At 72.6% G+C, this 22,462-nt stretch carries 20 protein-coding genes; 7 read left to right on the top strand and 13 right to left on the bottom strand.

Annotated features, from left to right (window positions below; all coding sequences use genetic code 11):
- Positions 1–69 precede the first annotated feature (69 nt).
- The 12 genes from ASC60_RS33255 to ASC60_RS33200 all read right to left on the bottom strand — a co-directional run bounded on the left by ASC60_RS33255 (position 70) and on the right by ASC60_RS33200 (position 13,413).
- Positions 70–1,167: a polyprenyl synthetase family protein gene (locus tag ASC60_RS33255; protein WP_055557420.1), complete on the bottom strand. Its 1,098-nt coding sequence runs from the start codon at positions 1,165–1,167 to the stop codon at positions 70–72.
- Positions 1,164–2,717: a hydroxysqualene dehydroxylase HpnE gene (gene hpnE, locus ASC60_RS33250; RefSeq protein ID WP_079038786.1), complete on the bottom strand. Its 1,554-nt coding sequence runs from the start codon at positions 2,715–2,717 to the stop codon at positions 1,164–1,166. The genes ASC60_RS33255 and hpnE overlap by 4 nt, the downstream gene beginning before the upstream one ends.
- Before the next feature lie 56 nt (positions 2,718–2,773).
- A complete protein-coding gene (gene hpnD, locus ASC60_RS33245) occupies positions 2,774–3,724 on the bottom strand; it encodes a presqualene diphosphate synthase HpnD (RefSeq protein ID WP_055557419.1) in 951 nt (316 codons plus the stop codon).
- A complete protein-coding gene (gene hpnC, locus ASC60_RS33240) occupies positions 3,721–4,590 on the bottom strand; it encodes a squalene synthase HpnC (RefSeq protein ID WP_055557475.1) in 870 nt (289 codons plus the stop codon). The genes hpnD and hpnC overlap by 4 nt, the downstream gene beginning before the upstream one ends.
- Positions 4,591–4,983: 393 nt before the next feature.
- Entirely contained in the window at positions 4,984–5,724 is a 741-nt protein-coding gene (locus ASC60_RS33235) for a TetR/AcrR family transcriptional regulator (protein WP_055557418.1), read from the bottom strand.
- Between the two features lie 497 nt (positions 5,725–6,221).
- On the bottom strand, positions 6,222–7,028 hold the full coding sequence (locus ASC60_RS33230) for an ABC transporter ATP-binding protein (RefSeq protein ID WP_055557417.1): 807 nt from the start codon (positions 7,026–7,028) through the stop codon (positions 6,222–6,224).
- The gene (locus ASC60_RS33225; RefSeq protein ID WP_055557416.1) at positions 7,021–7,953 is read right to left on the bottom strand and encodes an ABC transporter permease; all 933 of its coding nucleotides are present in this window, start codon (positions 7,951–7,953) and stop codon (positions 7,021–7,023) included. Before ASC60_RS33225 ends, ASC60_RS33230 begins: the two co-directional genes overlap by 8 nt.
- Before the next feature lie 80 nt (positions 7,954–8,033).
- Positions 8,034–8,906: a glycosyltransferase family 2 protein gene (locus tag ASC60_RS33220; protein WP_055557474.1), complete on the bottom strand. Its 873-nt coding sequence runs from the start codon at positions 8,904–8,906 to the stop codon at positions 8,034–8,036.
- An 11-nt stretch (positions 8,907–8,917) separates the two neighbouring features.
- Positions 8,918–9,709 carry a CDP-alcohol phosphatidyltransferase family protein gene (locus ASC60_RS33215; RefSeq protein ID WP_079038785.1) on the bottom strand — a complete coding sequence of 264 codons (792 nt, stop codon included), beginning with the start codon at positions 9,707–9,709 and terminating at the stop codon, positions 8,918–8,920.
- Entirely contained in the window at positions 9,675–10,748 is a 1,074-nt protein-coding gene (locus ASC60_RS33210) for an iron-containing alcohol dehydrogenase family protein (protein WP_055557414.1), read from the bottom strand. Before ASC60_RS33210 ends, ASC60_RS33215 begins: the two co-directional genes overlap by 35 nt.
- A complete protein-coding gene (locus ASC60_RS33205; protein ID WP_055557413.1) occupies positions 10,736–11,473 on the bottom strand; it encodes a sugar phosphate nucleotidyltransferase in 738 nt (245 codons plus the stop codon). The genes ASC60_RS33210 and ASC60_RS33205 overlap by 13 nt, the downstream gene beginning before the upstream one ends.
- Complete coding sequence (locus ASC60_RS33200; RefSeq protein ID WP_079038784.1) at positions 11,470–13,413, bottom strand: DUF5941 domain-containing protein; 1,944 nt, start codon at positions 13,411–13,413, stop codon at positions 11,470–11,472. The genes ASC60_RS33205 and ASC60_RS33200 overlap by 4 nt, the downstream gene beginning before the upstream one ends.
- Before the next feature lie 270 nt (positions 13,414–13,683).
- Here ASC60_RS33200 and galE point away from each other — a divergent pair, with 270 nt between their 5' ends.
- The 3 genes from galE (at position 13,684) to idi (ending at position 16,363) form a co-directional block, all read left to right on the top strand.
- Positions 13,684–14,655, top strand: coding sequence for a UDP-glucose 4-epimerase GalE (galE, locus tag ASC60_RS33195; protein WP_055557411.1), 972 nt, complete (start codon positions 13,684–13,686; stop codon positions 14,653–14,655).
- A 129-nt stretch (positions 14,656–14,784) separates the two neighbouring features.
- Positions 14,785–15,696 (top strand): cation diffusion facilitator family transporter, encoded by a 912-nt coding sequence (locus tag ASC60_RS33190; RefSeq protein WP_055557410.1) that lies wholly within the window; start codon positions 14,785–14,787, stop codon positions 15,694–15,696.
- 55 nt (positions 15,697–15,751) lie between these two features.
- Positions 15,752–16,363: an isopentenyl-diphosphate Delta-isomerase gene (gene idi, locus ASC60_RS33185; RefSeq protein WP_055557409.1), complete on the top strand. Its 612-nt coding sequence runs from the start codon at positions 15,752–15,754 to the stop codon at positions 16,361–16,363.
- On the opposite strand, the gene ASC60_RS33180 is transcribed toward idi, so the two are convergent.
- Positions 16,296–16,895: an ATP-binding protein gene (locus ASC60_RS33180; RefSeq protein ID WP_055557408.1), complete on the bottom strand. Its 600-nt coding sequence runs from the start codon at positions 16,893–16,895 to the stop codon at positions 16,296–16,298. The genes idi and ASC60_RS33180 overlap by 68 nt on opposite strands.
- Positions 16,896–17,150: 255 nt before the next feature.
- On the opposite strand from ASC60_RS33180, the gene ASC60_RS33175 reads away from it, so the two are divergent.
- The 4 genes from ASC60_RS33175 to ASC60_RS33165 all read left to right on the top strand — a co-directional run bounded on the left by ASC60_RS33175 (position 17,151) and on the right by ASC60_RS33165 (position 21,692).
- A complete protein-coding gene (locus ASC60_RS33175) occupies positions 17,151–17,909 on the top strand; it encodes an enoyl-CoA hydratase/isomerase family protein (RefSeq protein ID WP_055557407.1) in 759 nt (252 codons plus the stop codon).
- A gap of 78 nt (positions 17,910–17,987) precedes the next feature.
- Entirely contained in the window at positions 17,988–18,851 is an 864-nt protein-coding gene (locus tag ASC60_RS33170) for a hypothetical protein (protein ID WP_055557406.1), read from the top strand.
- A gap of 181 nt (positions 18,852–19,032) precedes the next feature.
- Complete coding sequence (locus ASC60_RS42410) at positions 19,033–19,176, top strand: LPFR motif small protein (RefSeq protein WP_199831114.1); 144 nt, start codon at positions 19,033–19,035, stop codon at positions 19,174–19,176.
- A gap of 119 nt (positions 19,177–19,295) precedes the next feature.
- The gene (locus ASC60_RS33165; RefSeq protein WP_055557473.1) at positions 19,296–21,692 is read left to right on the top strand and encodes a Tex family protein; all 2,397 of its coding nucleotides are present in this window, start codon (positions 19,296–19,298) and stop codon (positions 21,690–21,692) included.
- The last annotated feature ends 770 nt before the right edge of the window (positions 21,693–22,462 follow it).

Below are 22,462 nucleotides of genomic sequence, written 5' to 3'. Positions count from 1 at the left end.
CGGGCTGGTGCCGGCCGGCGACTGCGAGCCTGGTCCTACGGGCTCAGGGCCTGGCGCGGTCGGTTGTGATCATCTCTCCCGGACGACGACGAAGTCCGCGAGCGCCACGAACTGATCTCGTACCTCGCCGGGCATGTCCACCTCGTCGAGGGCCTCGATGGCCTTCGCGTACTGCCGGCGGGCCTCCTGCGAGGTCCAGTCCCGGCCGCCGGCCTCCTCGATCAGCGCGGCGCGGGTCGCGAACTCCGCCTCGCTGAAGTCGGCGAACTCGTCCTCCGGCTTGTGCGCGTCGGCCGCGAGGATCTGGGCCAGGTCCTCGGAGGCCCGGCCCCCGGCGGCGAGGGCCGCGACCACCGGCAGCGACTTCTTGCGCTGCCGCAGGTCGCTCCAGGTCTGCTTGCCGGTCGCGACCGGGTCGCCCCAGATGCCCAGCACGTCGTCCACGGCCTGGAAGGCCAGGCCCAGGTGGTAGCCGTAGCGCTCCAGGGTGTCGGCGGCGCGGTCGTCGGCGCCGCCGAGGACGGCGCCGATGGAGGCGGCGCAGGCGAGCAGGGCGCCGGTCTTGTTGCCCTCCATCTCCAGGCACTCCTCGACGGTGACCCGCTCCCGGTGCTCGTAGGAGATGTCCTGCGCCTGGCCGTCGATCAGCTTGCGGGTCGCGGAGGTGAGCCGGCGGGTGGCCCGCCCCGCCTCCACGGTGCCCAGCTCCAGCAGTATTTCCCCGGCGAGGGCGAAGAGCGCGTCCCCGACCAGGATCGCCTGGGCCGGTCCGTGGACCTTCCACACGGTGTCGCGGTGGCGGCGCTGCTCGTCACCGTCCATCAGGTCGTCGTGCAGCAGCGAGAAGTTGTGCACCAGCTCGACCGCGACCGCGCCGGGCACCCCGACCTCCGGGTCGGCGCCGGCCGCCTGCGCGGACAGCAGCGCGAGCGCCGGGCGCACCGCCTTGCCGCCATCCCCCGCGGCGGGGCGGCCGTCGGCGTCGATCCAGCCGAAGTGGTAGGCGGCGACGGTGTCCATGGGCGGGGCCAGCCGGTCCACCGCCGAGCGCAGCACCGGCGTGGCAAGCGTACGGCCGCGCTCCAGCAGCGCGATGACGCCTGCGGAGTCGACAGCTGGGGTCGCCGGGGTCACGGTCTCTCCTCTGGTTTCTGTGGTGGTGCTCATGCCGCCTCCTTGGGCGTCCCCCCGCCGACGGCGGGAAGCGGAATCACGTGCGGGCGGCCGGTTTCCGAGAGCGCCGCGCGGGCCGCGGTGAGCCCGCTGCGCACGGCGCCCTCCATGGTCGCGGGCCAGCCGGTGGCGGTCCACGCGCCGGCCAGGTACAGGCCGGGCGCGTGGGTGGGGGCGCCGGGCCGCAGCCGTCCGACACCGGGGACCGGGGCGAACGTCGCGGTGCGCTCCCGGGTGACGAAGAAGTCCCGTACCCGCGCGCCGCGGGCGCCCGGCAGCAGCCGCTCCAGCTCCGGCAGGTAGCGGGCGCGCAGTTCGGCGACCGGGCGGTCGATGTCGTCCCTCGCGGCGGACTGGGACACCGCCAGGTACTGGCTCTCCCCGGCCCCCGGCGCGTCCCGCAGCCCCGAGGCGTCCGTGCGGTCGAAGACCCACTGGACGGGGCTGCCGAGCGCGGCGAAGAACGGGCGGCGCAGCACGGTGCGGTCGTAGACGACGTGCAGGTTGAGGATGGGCGCGGTGCCGATCCGCAGCAGCCGGTCCGGGTCGTCGAGGGCGCCGTCGGGCAGCAGGGCGTGCGCGTCCCGCTGCGGTACGGCGAGGACGACCGTGTCCACCGGCTCGTGGAGCGGGCCGCGGTCGGTGTGCGCGGTCCAGCGGTCCTCGGCGGCGGTGACGGCGGTGACGCGGGTGCGCAGCTCGGTCGTCACGCCCGCCGCGTCCAGGGCGGCGCGGGTGAGGGTGTCGTGCAGCTCGCCGAGCGGGGCGCGGGCCCAGCCGATGTCGGCGGCACCGGCCTCGGAGAGCAGCCCGGTCTTGAACACCATCGCGGCCAGGCCCAGCGAGGCGTCCCGGGCGGTGGCGTTGAGCGTGGCCACGCCCACCAGGTCCCACAGCGCCTCGACGGCGCGCGGCGACTGGCCGTGGCGGCGCAGCCAGCCCGCGAAGTCCTCCGCGTCCAGCGCCGGATCCAGCGGGTCCAGCCGCCCCAGGGCCAGCGCGGCGCGGCCCACCCGGGCGCGCTCGGCAAGCGAGAGGTGCGGATAGGTGGCGAGGCTCGCGGCCAGGTGCAGCGGCACCGGCAGGGCGGTGCGGCGCAGCCGGCCCAGCCGCCGCCCGGGCCGCGCGGCGGCGTCCACGACGGGTACGTCCAGCCGGCCCTGGAGCGGGGCGAGCCGGGTGGCGCCGACCCGGTCCAGGAACCACTGGTAGGCGGTGCAGCAGCGCAGGTAGACGTGCTGCCCGTTGTCGACGCTCAGCTCACCGGCCGGTGAGGAGCGGCGGAAGGAGAAGGCGAGCCCGCCGAGCCGGGGGCGCCCTTCGAGCAGCGTGACGCGCACACCGGCGTCGGCGAGCGCGAGGGCCGCGGTGGTCCCGGCGATCCCGCCGCCGATCACCACCGCCGTCCGGGCTCCTCCGGTGTGCTCACGGCCGTGCTCGCTCACCTGTGCGCACGGGTCGCGGACGAGCGCGGCCGCCCCCTCCGGGCGGCCTGCCGGGTCCGGTTCCGGGCGGTCGGCGGGGTGTGCGGTGCGGGCTGTCATGGGTTCACCCCCCTCGGGTGAACACGACGCGGCGCGGGCCCGCGAGGTTGCCTGAGTCACCGAATCCCCCCCGCCCCGCGGCGGACGGCGGCGCGGGCGTCGAGCCCGGCGAGGCCGCGCACGGCGACGTACGCCTTTTCGTGGCCCGGCAGCGAAACGCGGCCGCGCAGGACGGCCGCGGGGTCCTGGGCGATCCGTTCCAGGAGTCTGCGGTAGATGCCCGCCATGGCGGCCACGCACGCCCCGCTGCGCCGGTCCAGCATCGGCAGCAGCCGGTAGCCCTCGGCGAAGAGCGCCTTGGCCCGCCGGACCTCGAACTGCACCAGACCGGTGAAGTCGGCGTCGGGCGGGGCGGCCGAGGTGTGGAAGGCGTCGGCGCAGCCGAACTTGGCGAGGTCCTCGGCGGGCAGATAGGTGCGTCCGGTCGTGGCGTCCTCGCGGACGTCGCGCAGGATGTTGGTCAGCTGGAGCGCGAGACCGAGCGTATCGGCGTACTCGGGGGCGCGGTCGGCGTCGCGCGCGCCGGGTACGGTGCCGAACACGCCGAGGGAGAGCCGCCCGATGGCGCCCGCCACACAGCGGCAGTAGTCCTTGAGGTCGTCCCAGGTCTCGTACGACTGCCCGGCCACGTCCTTCAGCACGCCGTCGATCAACTCGTCGAGCCCGCCGAGCGGGATCGGGAAGCGCCGGGCGGCGTGGCTGAGCGCGACGGCCACCGGGTCGGTGTCGTCCTCCTCGATCGCACCGGCCCGGATCCGGTCGAGCAGCCCGCGGGTCTCGGCCAGCCGGGTCCGCTTGGCGTCGGCGGCCAGCGCGCCGTCGCCGATGTCGTCGATGCGACGCGAGAAGGCGTAGAGCGCCGACATCGCGTGGCGCTTCTCGGTGGGCAGCAGCCTGATGCCGTAGGCGAAGTTGCGGGCCTGGTGCCCGGTCACGGCCTCGCAGTAGCGGTATGCCGCGAGCACTGGCGCGGACGCGTGCGGAGAACCGTCCACGGTCCGGCTCACCCCTCTCTTCGCAGTGTCGCCCCCACCTCGCGCAGCAGGCTGAGCTTGGTGGGCCTGGGCGGTCCAGGGAGTACGTCATGGCCCGCGGCCGCGACCGCCCGCAAGGCGGCCCGCCCCCCGGCCACGAATCCGGCGAGCAGCACCTTCAGCCTGCCGTGGACGCTACCCACCAGTGGGGTGCCTTCATTCAGCAGGTCTCGGGCGCGTTCCGCCTCGTACGCGACCAGGGCACACACCGATGCACCGCCCTTCGGGGCGGCGAGGTCGGCCTCGGTCACCCCGAAGCGTTTCATGTCCTCCGCCGGGAGGTAGACGCGGTCCCTGCGAAGGTCCTCGGAGACGTCCTGCAGGTGCTCGATGATCTGCAGGGCGGTGCAGATCGCGTCGGAGCGGCGGACCCGCTCGGGGGTGGTGGTGCCGGTGATGCCGAGGACGAGCCGGCCCACCGGGTTGGCGGACAGCTCGCAGTAGTCCAGCAGCTCCTGGAAGGTGGTGTACCGCCCAACCCGCTGGTCCTGCCGGTTGGCCTCGATCAGGCCGCGGAAGGGGTCCGGGGTGAGGCCGTGGCGGCGGACGGTGGGGCGCAGCGCGCGCAGCAGCGGATGGCGGGGCGCCGCGCGCGAGGTGTCGTCGAAGACCCGGTCGAGGTCGGCCTCGAAGGCGTCGAGCATCGCGAGCGGGTCGTCGGCGAGGGACCGGTCCAGGCCCAGCAGCTCGGCGTCGGCGCCGCCGGGGGGGAGATCGCCGTCGCCGATGTCGTCCACCAGCCGGGCGTAGCCGTAGACGGCCATGAGATCGGCGCGCCAGGCGCGGGGGACGAAGAAGGGGGCCACGGGGAAGTTCTCGTGCGCGGCCTTGTCGAGCACGGCGCGCGCGGCTTCCTGCCCGCCGCTCAGGCTGCCCGACGTGGTGGAGGACCCGCTGCGCTCGTCCTCCACGGTCACCGTGGACAGCCAGGCGTACGGGCGAGGGCCAGGACGCCGCGCGGATCCCGGTGACCGGGGCCCGTGGGCGTACTGGAGATGGGCCGTGGAGCCAATGCCGTCACATCCCCCGTTCTACACCGGTTGCCAGGGTCGGCACGATCCGGACACGCCGCGCCGACATGTCAAGGGTGTCCGGCCGGACACCCCCGAACAGGTGACAGCCGCACACGTCCGAGATGATCCGGTTGGGCATTGCCACAGCTTACGCCCTCGACGCACACGCGTGCGGGGCCATACCCCGGGCGACGCCCCGAGGCCCGCCCGCCGACCGGGTCAGGCGGCCTCGTCGTAGAACTCGGTGATGTCCAGCATGGTGCACAGGTCGCGCAGCTCGAACTCGAAGAACGACTGCCCCTCCGAGAGCCCGAACGACATGTGTCCCAGCGCCTCCATGGAGATCACCCCGTACAGCCGCGCCCAGCAGCGCAGCATGACGGCGATGGCGCCCGGCGGCATGTCCACACCCTGGTCCTCGCTGAGCGCCCCGAGCTGACGGGCCAGCGCCGGGTCCAGCTCCTGCTCCTCGGGGGCCGGGAAGCCCCGCACCCGCCACAGGTCGGAGACCAGGTCGGAGAAGACGGAGCCGAAGACCCAGCCCATGGTGCGCTCCGGCTTGGTCTCCTCGCGCCCGAGGCCCGGGGCCCAGGGTCCGAGGATGAGGCCGAACTCATGCGGGTGCTTGATGGCCCAGACGCGCAACGCCCGGGCGCCGCCGATCAGTCTGCGACCGGGCTCGCCCTCGGGGAGCTGCCCGATGACCCCGCGCATGTAGCGGGCCATTTCCGCGAAGATGTCCACCCGCAGCTGCAGGATCAGCGCGTCCCGGCTGCTGAAGTAGCGGTAGACGGCCGGCGCGGTCATGCCCATCTCCCGCGCGATGGCCCGGATGGTCACATTTTCCGGGCCCTCCTGAACCAGGAGCGTCCGGGCGACGTCCTTGATTTCGCGGATGGTCGCAATGCGCAACCGCTCACGCCGTGAGTACGGTGCGACGTGCGCTTCCCCTGGCGACACGCGTCCCCCTCCCTCATACCCCGCCGCTCGGCAACCCGGCGTACACGCACACGATACAGCGCCTCCGTTTAGTGAACAGCGGCAGCGGCGGTACCACTGCGTCACCTCCGGCTCGCGCACGGCCCACCGGGAGACCGCGCGACCGCGGCCGGAACCGAGGGACGGCCGGTCGGCGGCCTGCCGCCGCGCCCGGGGACGCCCCGGGCGGCCCGCACGCGCCCTGGCGACAGGGCGAAATTCCACCTGGTGGACATGTGTTCACCAGGTCCCTCCCTCGATACGGAACACCGCTTCCGCTTCTCCTGCGCCGATCGACCGGATCGCCATGGTGCTCAATTCCCGGCAGCAGTCGCACGCGTCACCCCCCGTAAGCCCGATGGACCATTCTGACCACCACCTTAGTGGGGAGGGGTGACAGTGCGTGAGCTTTTCCACAGGACGGGTGCGCGCGGAAGGGCCGGACCCGCCCCGCGGCCCCGGCCCCTCCCGGTTTTCGGCTACTTGCCGGTTTCCTTCTCGTAGGCCTTGATGACCTCGTCCGTCGGCCCGTCCATCAGCAGCTCGCCCTTCTCCAGCCACAGCACCCGGTCGCAGGTGTCCCGGATGGACTTGTTGTTGTGGCTGACGAGGAAGACCGTTCCGGCGTCCTTGCGCAGCTCCCGGATGCGGGCCTCGGAGCGCTTCTGGAACTTCCGGTCACCGGTGGCCAGGGCCTCGTCGATCATCAGGACGTCGTGGTCCTTGGCCGCCGCGATGGAGAAGCGGAGGCGGGCCGCCATGCCGGAGGAGTAGGTGCGCATCGGGAGGGTGATGAAGTCACCCTTCTCATTGATGCCCGAGAAGTCCACGATGTCCGCATACCGCTCGCGGACCTGCTCGCGCGACATCCCCATGGCCAGACCGCCCAGAATGACGTTCCGCTCACCGGTGAGGTCGTTCATCAGGGCCGCGTTGACGCCGAGCAGCGACGGCTGGCCGTCGGTGTAGACGCTGCCGCGCTCGGTGGGCAGGAGGCCCGCCACGGCCTTGAGGAGGGTCGACTTGCCGGATCCGTTGGAACCGATGAGGCCGATCGACTCACCCTTGTAGGCCACGAAGGTGACGCCGCGTACGGCGTGCACCTCACGCATACCGGGGGCGCCCTTGCGGCGCAGGATGCGGCTCAGCGCGGCGGTGGCGCTGCCACGGCCCCTGGGACCGCCGTTGACGCGGTAGACGATGTGCACGTCGTCGGCGATGACGGTGGGCACGCGGGCCTCGGCGGGCGCGGCCCGCTCGACGGTTTCGAGTGTCTGCTCAGCCACGGCCGTACTGCTCCTCTGCCTTCCAGAAGTACACGAAACCCCCGACGCCGAAGAGCACCGCCCAGCCCAGGGCGAACGACCAGACGTGCGGCGGCAGGGCCTCGGGCATGCCGTCGATCAGCGCGTACCGCATCAGATCCATGTAGACCGCCGCCGGGTTCGCCAGCAGAACGTCGGAGACCCAGGAGTGCGCTCCCGCCTTCTGGAGCATGTGCTCCAACGGGTACATCACGCCGGAGGCGTACATCCACGTGCGCAGGATGAACGGCAGCAACTGTGCCAGGTCCGGAGTCTTGGCGCCCATCCGGGCCATGATCAGGGCGAGACCGGTGTTGAAGACGAACTGGAGCGCCAGGGCCGGGATGACCAGGAGCCACGAGAAGTCCGGGAAGTGTCCGAAGCCCAGCAGGACCACGACCAGAACGATCATCGAGAACAGCAGCTGCTGGAGCTGCTGGAGCGAGAAGGAGATCGGGAGCGAGGCCCGCGGGAAGTGCAGGGCCCGCACCAGACCCAGGTTCCCGGAAATCGCCCGCACCCCGGCCATGGCGGAGTTCTGCGAGAAGGTGAAGACGAACACCCCCGTCACCAGGAACGGGATGTACTGCTCGTTCCCCATGCCGCCCCTGCCGCCCAGCAGCAGGCCGAAGATGAAGAAGTACACCGCCGCGTTCAGCAGCGGCGTCGCCACCTGCCACAGCTGACCCAGCTTCGCCTGGCTGTACTGGGCAGTGAGCTTGGCCTGCGAAAAGGCCAGGATGAAGTGACGCCGGCCCCACATCTGGCGGATGTACTCGCCGAGGCCCACCCGGGCTCCGCTGACCGACAGCCCGTACTTCTTCGCCAGCTCGGCCGGGGACAGGCCGTCGTCGGGTGATGGCGGGGCGCTCACGGCGACCGCACTGTCGTGCGTAGTCTCGCTCACAGTTGACACTTTCGTCTTCAGGGTGCGCTGAGCGGGGCCGCGCCCCGGGTCGCGCTCGATGCGTATCTGATACGAGCTTGTCAGATGACAGGAGGTCGGCCCAGTCGGGTCAGGCGCCATACCGTACGCCACTTCATGGGCCGTCGTGGACCACAAGGGGTCTTCCAGCCTTCCCGGAACCCTCCCAACCAGGCGCGCAGCGCGGTCCTGGAGGGACGCCTGGCCAGTGTGAGCAGCAGCCAGACGCCCAGGTACACGGGTACGAGCAGGGCCGGAAGGTTACGCCGGGCCAGCCAGACCCGGTTGCGCGCGACCATCCGGTGGTAGACCGCGTGCCTGCTGGGCGCGGTGGTCGGGTGGTACAGGACCATGTCCGACCGGTAGTCGATCATCCATCCGGCGTCCAGCGCCCGCCAGGCCAGATCGGTCTCCTCATGGGCGTAGAAGAAGTCGTCCGGCAAACCGCCGACCTGCTGGAACACCACGGTGCGGACCGCGTTGGCACCACCGAGGAAGGTGGTGACCCGCGAGGACCGCATCGGGTCGGCGGCGCGCAGCCGGGGCACATGGCGGCGCTGGGTGACGCCCGTGTCGGGGTCGGCGATACGGAAGGAGATGATGCCCAGCTCCGGGTCGGCGGCGAACGCCGCACGGCACAGCTCGGCCGTGTCGGTGCCCGGCAGCAGCCCGTCGTCGTCCAGGAACAGCAGGACGTCGACGTCGCGGCCGCCCGGTCCGAACGCCTCGATGCCGACGTTGCGCCCCGCCGGGATGCCCACGTTCTCGGGCAGCTCGATGGTCCGTACGCCCTCGGGGAGCGCCGGAAGGGGCGAGCCGTTGCCCACGACGACCACCTCGATCGGATCGCCGTCCTGCTTGGCTACCGAGTCGAGCAGCGCGCGCAGTTCCTCGGGGCGGTTGCCCATCGTCAGGACAACCGCTCCGACCCTCATCGTGCCGCCCGTCACTTGAGCCTGCTCGACGCGAGGATGGACACGAGGTGAAGCAGGGTTTGCAGCACGGCGATACCGGCCAGTACCGCTACGCCCAGCCGGGTGAAGAACAGGTCGCCGCGCACCTGGTCCACGACCGCCAGCACGAGGATGAGCAGCGACGCCTCGATGCCGAGGATCAGCCGGTGGAACTTCAGCGCCCCGGCCGCCTTGCGGGCCAGCGCCATACCGGACGAGCGCGGCTCGGAGGCCGCCTCCTTGACCGGCGGCAGACCGCCCTGGTGCCGGGCGACCCCGACCAGGTCGGTCTCGGCCTTGATCAGGATGGCGCCGAGCGCGGCGAGCGTGCCCAGGAACGCCCACAGCCAGTCGATCCGCCCCGAGCCCCACAGGTCGGCGGCGCGCAGACCGAAGCCGACGAGCACCGCGGCGTCGCACAGGTAGGCGCCGACCCGGTCCAGATACACACCGCCCAGCGAGAACTGCTTCTTCCAACGGGCTATCTCGCCGTCGACGCAGTCCAGCAGCAGGTAGAGCTGGACCATCAGCACCCCGAGCACGGCTCCCGCGATCCCCGGCACCAGCAGGGCCGGGGCGGCGAGGACGCCGAAGACGGTCATCAGATACGTCAGCTGGTTGGGCGTGACCCGGGTGTTCACCAGGTACCGGTCGCAGCGCAGCGAGATCTCCCGCATGTACAGGCGCCCGGCCCAGTGCTCACCGCTCCGCCGGTCCTTCACCCCAGCGGGGTGAACGACCGGGCGGAGTTCAGCCACTGATGGCTTGACTGACTGCTTTGGCATAGTCGGCGTATGCGTCCCTGATCGCGTCGGATGAGAGGTCGAGGTGTTCGAGGATCGTGTAGCGCCCGGGGCGGGTCTTCGGCGCGTACTCCACGACCTGGACGAACTCGTCCACGGTGAAGCCGATCTCCTCGGGCAGCACCGGAAGACCGTGCCGGCGCAGCACTTCGCCCATGAACGCCGACTGCTCGTGCTCCCCGCGCAGGTACATCGCGAACGCCCCGCCAAGACCGCACTGCTCGCCGTGGCTCGCCGCGCGCTTGGGGAACATGAGGTCGAAGGCGTGGTTGATCTCGTGGCAGGCGCCGGACGCCGGACGGGAGTCGCCCGCGACCGACATCGAGATGCCGGTGAGGACCAGGCCCTCGGCCAGCACCTGCAGGAAGCTGTCGTCGCCGACGCCGCCGGGGTGGCGCAGCACGGCCTCGCCCGCCTGGCGTGCCATGGCGGCGGCGAGTCCGTCGATCTGCTCGCCGGTCTCGCGGTGGGACAGCTCCCAGTCCGCGACCGCGGAGATGTTGGAGAGCGCGTCGCCGATGCCGGCGCGGACGAAGCGGACCGGGGCCTCGCGGATCACATCGAGGTCGATGACCACGGCGATCGGGTTCGGCACGCCGTACGAGCCGCGGCCCGCGTCGTTGTCGAGGGTCGCGACCGGTGAGCACAGTCCGTCGTGCGAGAGGTTCGTGGCGACGGCCACCAGCGGGAGGCCGATGCGCGCCGCGGCGAACTTCGCACAGTCGATGATCTTGCCGCCGCCGAGCCCCACGACCGCGTCGTAGTGCCCGGACTTCATCCGGTCGGCGAGCTTGATCGCGTCATCGAGGGTGCCGCCGCCCACCTCGTACCAGCTCGCACCCGGCAGCGCCGGGGCCAGCCGCTCGCGCAGCAGGGCCCCGGAGCCGCCGCTGATCGCGACGGCGAGCTTGCCGGAGGACGAGATCCGCTGGTCGGCCAGGACGTCCGCCAGGTCGTCCAGGGCGCCCGCGCGGATGTCGACGACGAGCGGCGAGGGGATGAGCCTCGTCAGTACTGGCACGCGATCTCACGGCCCTTCGCCAGGTCGTCGTGGTTGTCGATCTCGACCCACTTGATGTCGCCGATGGGCGCGACGTCGACCTTGAAGCCGCGGTTGACCAGCTCCTGGTAGCCGTCCTCGTAGTAGAGGTCGGGGTCGCGCTCGAAGGTGGTCTTCAGCGCGTCGGCGAGGTCGGCCGCGGCCTCGCCCTCGATGAGGGTGACGCCGATGTACTCGCCGGTCGCCTCGGCCGGGTCCATCAGCTTGGTGATCTTCTGGACGCCCTTGGCCGGGTCCGTGACGACCTTCATCTCCTCGTCGGCGAGCTGCTTCACCGTGTCGAGGGCGAGGATGATCTTCTGGCCGTCGCCGCGCGCGGCGAGCAGGGTCTTCTCGACGGAGACCGGGTGCACGGTGTCGCCGTTGGCGAGGATCACGCTGTGCTTGATCGCGTCACGCGCGCACCACAGGGAGTAGGCGTTGTTCCACTCCTCGGCCTTGTCGTTGTCGATCAGGGTGAGCTTGAGGCCGTACTTCTGCTCCAGGGCCTCCTTGCGCTCGTACACCGCCTCCTTGCGGTAGCCGACCACGATCGCGACCTCGGTCAGGCCGACCTCCGCGAAGTTGCCGAGGGTCAGGTCCAGGACGGTGGTCTCACCGTCGACCGGCACCAGGGCCTTGGGGAGGGTGTCGGTGTAGGGGCGCAGACGCCGTCCGGCGCCGGCCGCCAGCACGAGGCCGATCATGCGGGTTCTCCTGTTTCGTCGTGGACAGCGGGTGCTCCGGAGGACACCCAGAAGCGGATGCTCTCGATGAGCACCGTCAGCGCGATGACCACGGCGAGCGCGGTCAGCGCGATGGTGAAACCTTGGTTCGGGCCGCCCTGGCTCCGGCCGTGCAGCAGCGCGGCGATGGCCGTGACCACCAGGATCCGCCCCTCGTGCCCGCCGATCACCCGCACCAGCCCGTGCGGTGGCGCCCCGGTGCCGCCGCGGATGCGGTACACCGTGTCGTAGTGATGGTAGGCGACGGCCGCCACCAGCCCGAAAGCAGCGGGCAATGCTCCGTTCATCTGCGAGCGGGCGGCGAGGATGAGGACGGTCCCGTACTCGGCGGCCCGGAACAGCGGCGGCACCAGCCAGTCGAGGGGGCCCTTCAGCGGCGCGGCGACGGCGCAGCCCGCGAGGACGCCGTAGAGCGCGGCGCCCGCGACGGCGAGCCAGGAGCCGTACGGCAGCGCGGCGGCACCGGCGACGAGCAGCGCGGCGCCGAGGGCGGCCGCGGCCGGGGCCAGATAGCCGCGGGAGCTACGGGCGGCCGCCTTGGCGACCAGCTCGGCGAGCGGGCCGGAGTCCGCGAGGTCGGCGAGCGCCCGCGCGGCCCGGTCGGTGCGCCGCGCCTTGCGGGTGAGCGAGCGCAGCACCCGCCCGGCGGTGGTGTAGCAGGCGGCCAGGGCGCAGCCGATGAGCAGGACGCAGAAGGTGATGCGGGGCGTGGTGAGCGCGGTCAGCACGGCGATCATCGCCCAGCGCTCGCCGATCGGCAGCACGATCATGCGCCGCACCCAGACCGTCCAGCCGACGCTGTTGAGGCGGTCGGAGAGGGCGGCGGTGGGGCTGCTGTTGCCGGTGGCGTCGTGGTTGGCCTCGTTGAAGGAGAAGTCCACGACATGGCGGCAGGTCTGCAGCACCATCGCGCCCAGCGCCAGCGCCCATACGTCGTCGCCGCCGTGACCGCCTCCGGCGTTGGCCGCGCCGAGGGCGAGGCCCGCGTAGTACGCGTACTCCTTGGCCCGGTCGAACGTGGCGTCCAGCCAGGCGCCGAGAGTGGAGTACTGCAGCGAGTAGCGGGCCAGCTGGCCGTCGGTGCAGTCGAGGACGAACGAGGCGATCAGCAGCACCCCGGCCGCGACGAACCCGGGCCGGGTGCCGGTGGCGGCGCAGCCCGCCGCGATGAGGGCGGTGAGGAGGGAGGCGGTGGTGACCTGGTTGGGCGTCAGTCCGCGGCGGGCGCACCAGCGGGCGATGTAGCGGGAGTAGGGGCTGACGCAGAAGGTCGTGAAGAAGCCGTCCCGCGCCTTCACGGCGCTGCGCAGCCGCACCCGCTCCTCGTCCACGGCCGCGGTCCGCGCCAGCGCCGCCGTCCGCCGCTCCTCGTCCGCGGGCACGGTGGCGACGAGCACGCCCAGCTCGGGCCGGTGCGGGGGGACGCCTTCGGTGTCGAGGGCGGCGGCGATGTCGTCCACGAGGGAGGGCGTACGGGCCTCTGCCGCTTCCCCGGTGTCCGTTTCCTCCGCGCTGCCGACCGTGGCCAGCTGCCCGGCGGCCGTGGCCGCGGCGCCCGCGGGCGCCGGCGTGCGCTCGGCCTGCCCGGCGGCGCCGGGGGCGGCCGCGGCGGCCGTCACCGCTCGGGTCAGCGCGGCCCGGGCCTCCGGCTGCGCCGTCAGCGCGCCGGGCACGGCGGCCGCGGGGAAGCGGGGGTCGGTCAGCGCCAGGCGGAGGGCGTGGCCGTGGCCGACGAAACGGGGGTCGACGAGGGCCACCCGCTCACGCGGCGGGACGGCGGCCAGCTCCGTCGCCACCCCGGCCGGGTCGGTCGCCGTGCGCACGTCGAAACCCAGCGACCGCAGGTCGTCCTGGAGAGACGAGCCGGCGACCGGGGCACCGGTGAGAATCGCGGTCGACAGACGAACTCACTCCTTGGCAGCTGACATGGTGACCGCGCCGCTCTGGCACAGGCCTGGAGCCCGCGAAAATCGGGGCATCGCGCATCCCGGTCCCGGGTGGGGCGGGCGGCGTGTCGGCAGAGGCTATCGGATCGATGGAAGCGACAGTTCACCGCGCATTCACCACACGATCGGGGGAACGACCGCTTCCGCGCGCCGCCGATCATCATGGTGGATGGCGTGTCCCCTCGACAAACGGGCGCCGCCCTGACCTGTGGATAGGGTGCCGTCATGACGTGGCTGATCACAGGTGGTGCCGGATATATCGGGTCGCATGTCGTACGGGCCATGGCCCGGGCGGGCGAGCGGGTGGCCGTGCTCGACGACATCTCCAGCGGGATCCCCGGGCGGCTGCCCGAGGACGTTCCGCTCGTGCGCGGCTCCACCCTGGACCGTGAGCTGCTGGACTGTACGTTCGCGGAGCTGGACATCACCGGTGTGGTGCATCTCGCCGCGAAGAAGCAGGTCGGGGAGTCCGTCGAGCAGCCGCTGCGGTACTACCGGGAGAATGTGCACGGCCTCACGGTGCTGCTGGAGGCCGTGACCGCCGCCGGGATCGGGAGCTTCCTCTTCTCCTCCTCCGCCGCCGTCTACGGCATGCCGGATGTGGAACTGGTCACCGAGGACACCCCGTGTGTGCCGATCAACCCGTACGGAGAGACCAAGCTCACCGGAGAATGGCTGGTCAGGGCCGTGGGGGCGGCGCATTCGGTGTCGACGGCCTGTCTGCGCTACTTCAATGTGGCGGGCGCCACGGGACCGGAGCTGGCCGACACCGGAGTGTTCAACATCATCCCGATGATGTTCGATCGGATCACCCATGGGGAGGCCCCGAGGATCTTCGGTGATGACTATGCGACGCCGGACGGCACCTGCGTCCGCGACTACATCCACGTCGAGGACCTGGCCTCCGCCCATCTCGCCGTGGCCCGCCGCCTGGCCGCGCGGCCGGGCGCGGGCGATCTGACGGTGAACATCGGCACCGGTCAGGGCGTCTCGGTACGCGAGATGGCCGACCTGATCGCCGAGGTCACCGGCCACCCCGAGCTCACGCCCGTGGTCGGGCCCCGCCGTCCGGGCGACCCGGCCCGGGTCGTCGGATCGACCGAACTGATCACCAAGGAACTGGGCTGGACCGCCCGGCACGACGTGCGCGCGATGGTGGAGTCCGCCTGGGAGGGCTGGTGCCTCCACCACCCGTAGGGGGTGCCGGGACTGGCCCCGGGCCCCCGCCACGGGCGGCCCCGGACGGCGGTACGACCCGCCCGGGCCATGGCCCCGGCGTAGTTCACTGGGGACAGGGGCCGCCCCGGGCAGGAGGGCCGTACCGACATGGGCGCAGGTCATGACCACCGCACCGCGGGCGCCGGGCATCGGTGGCGGCTGTGGATCGCGCTCGTCGTCACCCTCACCGTGATGGTCGTGGAGATCGTCGGCGGGCTGCTCGCCGACTCGCTCGCGCTGCTGGCGGACGCCGGGCACATGGCCACCGACGCGCTCGGTCTCGCCATGTCGCTGCTGGCGATCCACTTCGCGGGGCGCCCGCCCAGCCCGTGGCGTACGTACGGATACGCGCGCGCCGAGATCCTGGCGGCGCTGGGGAACTGTCTGCTGCTGTTCGGGGTCGGCGGCTACATCCTCTGCGAGGCGGTGCTGCGCTTCCTCCACCCCGCCGCCACCCAGGGCCGCCTGGTGATCGTCTTCGGGGCGGTCGGGCTGGCCGCGAACCTGGTGTCGCTGGCCCTGCTGCGCGGCGGGCAGCGGGAGAGCCTGAATGTGCGGGGCGCGTTCCTGGAGGTGGTGGCGGACGCCCTGGGGTCGGTCGCGGTGCTGGTGTCGGCGGGGATCATCCTGGCCACGGGGTGGCAGGCGGCCGATCCGATCGCCTCGCTCGGGATCGCGCTCATGATCGTGCCGCGTACGTACACCCTGCTCCGGGAGACCCTGAACGTCCTCCTGGAGGCGGCGCCACGGGATGTCGACATGGCCGCGGTGCGCGCCCACATCCTCGCCCTGCCCGGTGTGGAGGGGCTGCACGATCTCCATGTGTGGACGATCACCTCGGGGATGCCGGTGCTCTCCGCGCATGTGGTGGTCGGCCGGCCGGTGCTCGACGCGGTGGGCCATGAGCGGCTGTTGCACGATCTCCAGGGATGTCTGGGGACACATTTCGACGTCGCGCACTGCACGTTTCAGCTGGAACCGGGTGGACATGCTGATCACGAAGCCCGGCTGTGCCAGTGACACGTGCCTGCGTGCGGCAGACTTGAGGGCCCACGTCGTAACTATGAGGACGGTCATGCCGATCACACCCGCCAACGGCCCTTCCGCCGAGACCACCGCGCCCTCCGCGCCGAACGGCTCGACGGAATCGATCATGCTCGAACTGGTCGATGAGGACGGCACCACGATCGGCACCGAGGAGAAGCTCACGGCACATCAGGCGCCCGGGCAGCTGCACCGGGCGTTCTCCGTCTTCCTCTTCGACGAGCAGGGGCGGCTGCTGCTCCAGCGGCGCGCCCTGGGCAAGTACCACTCCCCCGGCGTCTGGTCGAACACCTGCTGCGGCCATCCGTACCCCGGTGAGCCGCCGTTCGTGGCCGCGGCCCGCCGCACCGGCGAGGAGCTGGGCATCGCGCCCGCGCTGCTCGGCGAGGCGGGCACGGTCCGCTACAACCACCCGGACCCGGCCTCGGGTCTGGTCGAGCAGGAGTACAACCACCTGTTCGTCGGGCTGCTCAAGGAGACGCCGCGGCCCGATCCGCAGGAGATCGGCGAGACCGCCTTCGTCACACCGGACGAGCTGACGAAGCTGCACGCGGAGGGCCCGTTCTCCGCGTGGTTCATGACCGTGCTGGACGCGGCCCGGCCGGCGATCCGGGAGCTGACCGGGGCGGCCGCAGGCTGGTGAGCGGCCGGCCGGCCACCGGTCCGGACACGGAGCCGGACACCGGGCCGGGAGCGGTGGGAGCCAGCGGCAGGGCGGCCCAGACCGCCTTGCCACCGCTCGCCGTGTGGTCCACGTCGTATCCGCCCCCCGACTCCTCCGCGATCGCCCGCACCAGCTGCAGCCCGCGGCCGCCGGTCCGCCCCTGGTCCGTCTCCAGCTCCAGGGGCCTGGGCCGGTAGGGATGGTTGTCCTCCACGGCGACCCGCACCCAGCCCCGGCCGATCGACACCTCGACGGCGATCTGCGGGGAGAGCAGCGCCGCGTGCCGCACCGCGTTGGTGACCAGCTCGGAGACGATCAGCAGCAGATTCGGCACCAGATCGCCGTGCCCGCACACCCCCTGATGGGCCAGCAGTTCGCGCACCGCGTGCCGGGCCTGCGGTACGGAGGACTCCAGGGCCGGAGCGGTGAACCGCCACGCCCCCTCGCCGACCGCCGGTCCGCGCGGCGGGGGGTGCCCCGGTTCGGAGGGGACTCTCCCGACGATCTCCATGCCCGACACCCACCCATCGCCACGGCTCGACTCTCGGATCGAGTGTTGGGAATGGTCTGGTACGGGCCGAGGGAGTGACCACAACTGTTCAGTTATCGACCGCTTTTATTCGTTGGCGTATGCCAGGGTCACTCGCTCGACTGTTCCTGCCCGTCTGGATGACGCCCCCTGGTGCCTATGGCTCGACCCCGGCCTGGTGCCCCGGCCTGGTGCCCCGGCCGGGAGGGCGCGTACCGCCCGGATACGATCCGCCGCATGGAGCCCTGTCTGCGGTACGAGGTCACGGACGGCATAGCGACCGTCGTCATCCGCAATCCCGCCAAGCGCAACGCGCTCACCCCCGCCATGTGGCGGGCGCTGCCCCCGCTGCTCGACGGGCTCGCGGCCGACCCCGCCGTACGGGCGCTCGTGCTCACCGGCCACGGGGACACCTTCTGCGCGGGCGCCGACATCGGCTCGCTGAACGCGACGTACGAGGAGAGCACCGGCCTCGCGCTGCCCGCCGAGGAGGCCCTGGCGGCCTTCCCCAAACCGACGCTGGCCGCGGTGCGCGGCTACTGCGTGGGCGGCGGCTGCCAGCTGGCGGCCGCCTGCGACCTGCGGTTCGCGGAGGAGGGCGCGCTCTTCGGGATCACCCCGGCCAAGCTCGGGATCGTCTACTCCCCCGGCTCCACCCGGCGGCTGGTGGAGCTGATCGGACCGGCCGGCGCCAAATACCTGCTGTTCTCGGGCGAGCTGATCGACACCGCGCGGGCGCTGCGCACCGGGCTGGTCGACGAGGTGCTGCCGGCCGGCGGGCTCGACAAGCGGGTCGAGGAGTTCACCCGGGTGCTGGTGTCCCGCTCGCGGCTGACGCAGGCGGCGGCCAAGGAGTTCGCGGCCGGGCCCGCCGACGCGGAGCGGGTCGCGTACTGGCGCGAGCAGGCGCGGGTCAGCGGGGAGGCCGGGGAGGGCATCGCCGCCTTCCTGGAGCGCCGGGCACCCCGCTTCGGCTGGTCCCCGCCGGTCTCCTGACCACGCCGGGACCGGCCGCCCGGCCCGGCTTCCAACCCCGGCTGCCGGCCTGCCCTACCAGCCGGTAGCGTGCGGTCCATGACCACACTTCCCCAGCACGCCGTACGGCGCTGCCACTCCGTCGTCAATCCGCTGCACTCCTGCGTCTACTTCGCTCCGGACTACGCCAACGAGCTGGCCGAACTGGGCCTGGAGGAGCGCGGCGCCGTCTACTTCGTGGGCCGTGCGGCGGCGTTCGGCCGGGTCGGCGCGGGGACCGTCACCGCGACCTTCTACAACTTCAAGCACGACCTGGTAGCCCGCCACATACCGCGGGCCTGGGACGTGGTCTCCCCCGAGGCCGCGCTGGAGGCCCGGCTGCGGGCCGCCGACTCCGTGCTGCGGCGGCTGCTGGGGGACGACGCGCCGGCGTCGAAGGAGATGGCCGAGGCGGCCGAGCTGGCGCTGCGCGCCACCGAGGCGTGTTCCCGCTCCGCGCGTCCCCTGTACGCCGCCCACGCCGACCTCCCGGTGCCCGAGGCCCCGCACCTGGCCCTGTGGCACGCCGCCACGCTGCTGCGCGAGCACCGCGGCGACACCCATCTGCTGACCCTCGTCGCCGCCGGGCTGGACGGGGTGGAGGCCATGGTCAGCCACGCGGCGACCGGCAAGGGCATGTCCCCGAAGTGGCTCCTGGCCACCCGTGGCTGGACGGCCGAGGAGCTGGCCGCCGGACGGGACCGGCTGCGCGAGCGCGGGCTGCTCGACGAGGAGGGCGAACTGACGCGGGCGGGCGTCGAGCTGCGCGAGTCCCTGGAGGACGACACGGACCGCCTCGACGCCGCCCCGTACGAGCACCTGGGCGCGGCGGGGGTGGCCCGGCTGACGGAACTGGCCGGGGCGTTCACCACGCGGGCCCTGGAGGCGGGCGCCTTCCCGGCGGACCTCCTCGGCAAGCGCTGACGGCGTCCGGGACGCGGGTTTGCGCGGGGCGAGGGGGGATACCCGATCGATGTGTGATCGGCCGCCCTTTCACCGGGCGCCCAACCGCGCGCCGCGCACGCCGGCGAGTGCCCGTGCTCCGCGTACGTGCGGCGCCCGGAGGCGGCTGCCGAACCGCTCCCGACCCGATGGGGGGCCTGAAGTGTCGCGTGCTGTCGCCGATGTACTCCGCGCCATCGGATCCGCGATCGCCACGGTGGTGACGCTGCCGTTCCGTGCCCTTGCCCGGCTGTTCGGCGGGGCCGCCGACACGGCGGGCGGCGCGGGCCGCCGCAGGCACATCTGAGCCCCCGTACGAGCCCTCGGACCCCTTCCGGGGCCCGCCGGACACGTCGTCCGTGACCGCTTCGTCAGTGGCACCTGCCACAATGCAGATGCAGTGCAGACCGAAAGCGGAGCGTGATCGTGACGACGTCCATCGAAGGCAGGATCGCCGAGGAACTCGGCGTACGGGAACGGCAGGTCAAGGCCGCCGTCGAGCTGCTCGACGGCGGCTCCACCGTGCCGTTCATCGCGCGCTACCGCAAGGAAGCGACGGAAATGCTCGACGACGCGCAGCTGCGCTCCCTGGAGGAGCGGCTGCGCTATCTGCGCGAGCTGGAGGAGCGGCGCGCCGCGATCCTCGAATCGGTGCGGTCACAGGGAAAGCTGGACGAGGCGCTGGAGGCGCAGATCCTCGCCGCCGACTCCAAGGCCCGGCTGGAGGACATCTACCTCCCCTTCAAGCCGAAGCGCCGCACGAAGGCGCAGATCGCGCGCGAGGCCGGTCTCGAACCGCTCGCCGACGGGCTGCTCGGCGACCCGACCGTGGAGCCCACGGCGGCGGCCGCCGCGTTCGTGGACGCCGAGAAGGGCGTCGCGGACGCCGCCGCCGCGCTGGAGGGCGCGCGGGCGATCCTCACCGAGCGGTTCGGGGAGGACGCCGACCTCATCGGTGAGCTGCGCGAGCGCATGTGGTCGCGCGGCCGGGTCGCCACCAAGGTGCGGGAGGGCAAGGAGGAGGCCGGCGCCAAGTTCGCCGACTACTTCGATTTCGCCGAGCCCTTCACCGAGCTGCCCTCGCACCGGGTGCTGGCGATGTTCCGCGGCGAGAAGGAAGAGGTCCTGGACCTCACCCTGGAGCCGGAGGAGCCCTCCGAGGACCCCGGCCCCACCTCGTACGAGCGGTCCATCGCGCAGCGCTTCGGCATCGCCGACCGCGGCCGCCCGGGCGACAAGTGGCTGGCCGACACCGTGCGCTGGGCCTGGCGCACCCGCGTCCTGGTCCACCTCGGCATCGACCTGCGGCTGCGGCTGCGGCAGGCCGCCGAGGACGAGGCGGTGCGCGTCTTCGCCGCCAACCTCCGCGATCTGCTGCTCGCCGCCCCGGCCGGCACGCGCGCCACGATGGGTCTCGACCCCGGCTTCCGCACCGGCGTGAAGGTGGCCGTCGTCGACGCGACCGGGAAGGTGGCCGCGACCGACACGATCTATCCGCACGTCCCGCGCAACAAGTGGGACGAGTCGCTGGACCGGCTCGCCAAGCTGGCCCGTGAGCACGACGTCGAGCTGATCGCCATCGGCAACGGCACGGCGTCCCGGGAGACCGACAAGCTCGCGGGCGAGCTGTGCGGCAAGCACCCGGAGCTGAAGCTGACCAAGGTGATGGTCTCCGAGGCGGGCGCCTCGGTGTACTCCGCCTCCGCCTTCGCCTCCCAGGAGCTGCCCGACCTCGACGTCTCGCTGCGCGGTGCGGTGTCGATCGCGCGGCGGCTCCAGGACCCGCTGGCCGAGCTGGTCAAGATCGATCCGAGGTCGATCGGGGTCGGTCAGTACCAGCACGATCTGTCCGAGGTGAAGCTGTCACGCTCGCTCGACGCGGTGGTCGAGGACTGCGTGAACGGTGTCGGGGTGGACGTCAACACCGCCTCCGCCCCGCTCCTCAGCCGGGTCTCCGGCATCGGCGCCGGGCTCGCGGAGAACATCGTCGCCCACCGCGACAGCAACGGGCCCTTCCGCAGCCGCAAGGCCCTCAAGGACGTGGCCCGGCTCGGCCCCAAGGCGTACGAGCAGTGCGCGGGCTTCCTCCGCATCCGCGGCGGCGACGACCCGCTGGACGCCTCCAGCGTCCACCCCGAGGCCTACCCGGTGGTGCGCCGCATGGTCACCTCCGCCGGTGGCGATGTGGCCTCGCTCATCGGCAACACGGCCACGCTGCGGTCTTTGCGGCCGGACGACTTCGTGGACGACGCCTTCGGTCTGCCGACCGTCACCGACATCCTGAAGGAGCTGGAGAAGCCCGGACGCGACCCGCGACCCGCCTTCAAGACGGCGGCCTTCAAGGACGGCGTCGAGAAGATCGGCGACCTGGCGTCCGGAATGATCCTGGAAGGCGTCGTCACGAACGTGGCCGCGTTCGGGGCGTTCGTGGACGTCGGGGTCCACCAGGATGGGCTGGTGCACGTCTCCGCGATGTCCAAGACGTTCGTCAAGGATCCACGGGATGTGGTGAAGCCGGGTGACATCGTGCGGGTAAAGGTCCTCGACGTGGACATTCCGCGCAAGAGGATCTCGCTGACGCTGCGGCTGGATGACGAGGCCACTGCCGGTGGGGGCGGCCGTTCCGACCGCTCGGACCGCTCGGACCGCTCCGAGCAGGGCGGTGGGCCCCGCCGTTCCGCCCCCAAGCAGCGCCAGAGCGGCGGCGGCCGCGGCTCGCGCGGCGGCCAGCGCGGCGGAGGCGGGCGCGACGCGGCTCCCGCCAACGGGGCGATGGCGGACGCGCTGCGGCGGGCGGGGCTGCTGGATCCCAAGAAGCGGTAGCCGTTGCCGGGGGCGGGGGCGGGTTTTCCCCCACCCCGCCCCTTCCCGAACCGGGGGCGAGCCCCCGGCCTCCCGGCAGTGGGGGCTCCGCCCCCACACCCCCGCCGGTGCTCCGCCCCGGACCCCGGCGGGTGACGCGCTTCGCCCGGCCTCAGGGCCCGGGAGACGGGCGGCACGAGCCGCAGGACCGGCTGAAGCGGGGATCCGCGGCCCCGACCGCGACCACCCGTGCGCGGGGCGAGCGGCGAATCCCGCCCTACGAACAGGACGGGCCGAGCCGTAGAGCGGCAGCCCGGGTGGCGCTCCGCCCTGTCCCACGGCTGAGCGGATCGATGACGCCAGGCCGCAGGGCCGGTCGCCGACGAGACCCGCGGCCCCGACCGCGCCCACCGAGCGCGGGACGGGCCGCGCTGCCGCCCGGCCCAGTCCCTGGACGGGGGGAGCGGTGGGGCGGCGGGCTTCCACGCCGGAGCGGTTCGAAGCTGAGGCACCGCCGGACGGGCCGAGCAGCGGTGCCCGCCCGGACCCGGTTCCGAGGCACCGCAAGCCGAACCAACTGGGGCCGTCCCCGGGCGCGGAGCGGGGCGGCGGCCCGGGTTGCGGGCATCGGACACCGCGCGGGTGGGCACGGTGATGGGCCACCGGCCCAGGATCCCGTCTTCGGGCGCGGAGCGGGGCGGCGGCCCGGGTTGCGGGCCTCGGTGGGCCGGGGGTGGGCCCGGGCCGTCTTCGGCGGGTCAGGGCTCGGTCACGTGACCCTCCGTCACGTG

It is taken from the genome of Streptomyces sp. NBRC 110028 (genome assembly GCF_001417735.1).
GTDB lineage: Bacteria > Actinomycetota > Actinomycetes > Streptomycetales > Streptomycetaceae > Streptomyces.
The sequence above is the reverse complement of the archived record's forward strand: the minus strand, read 5'-3'. Positions and strand labels throughout refer to the sequence as shown.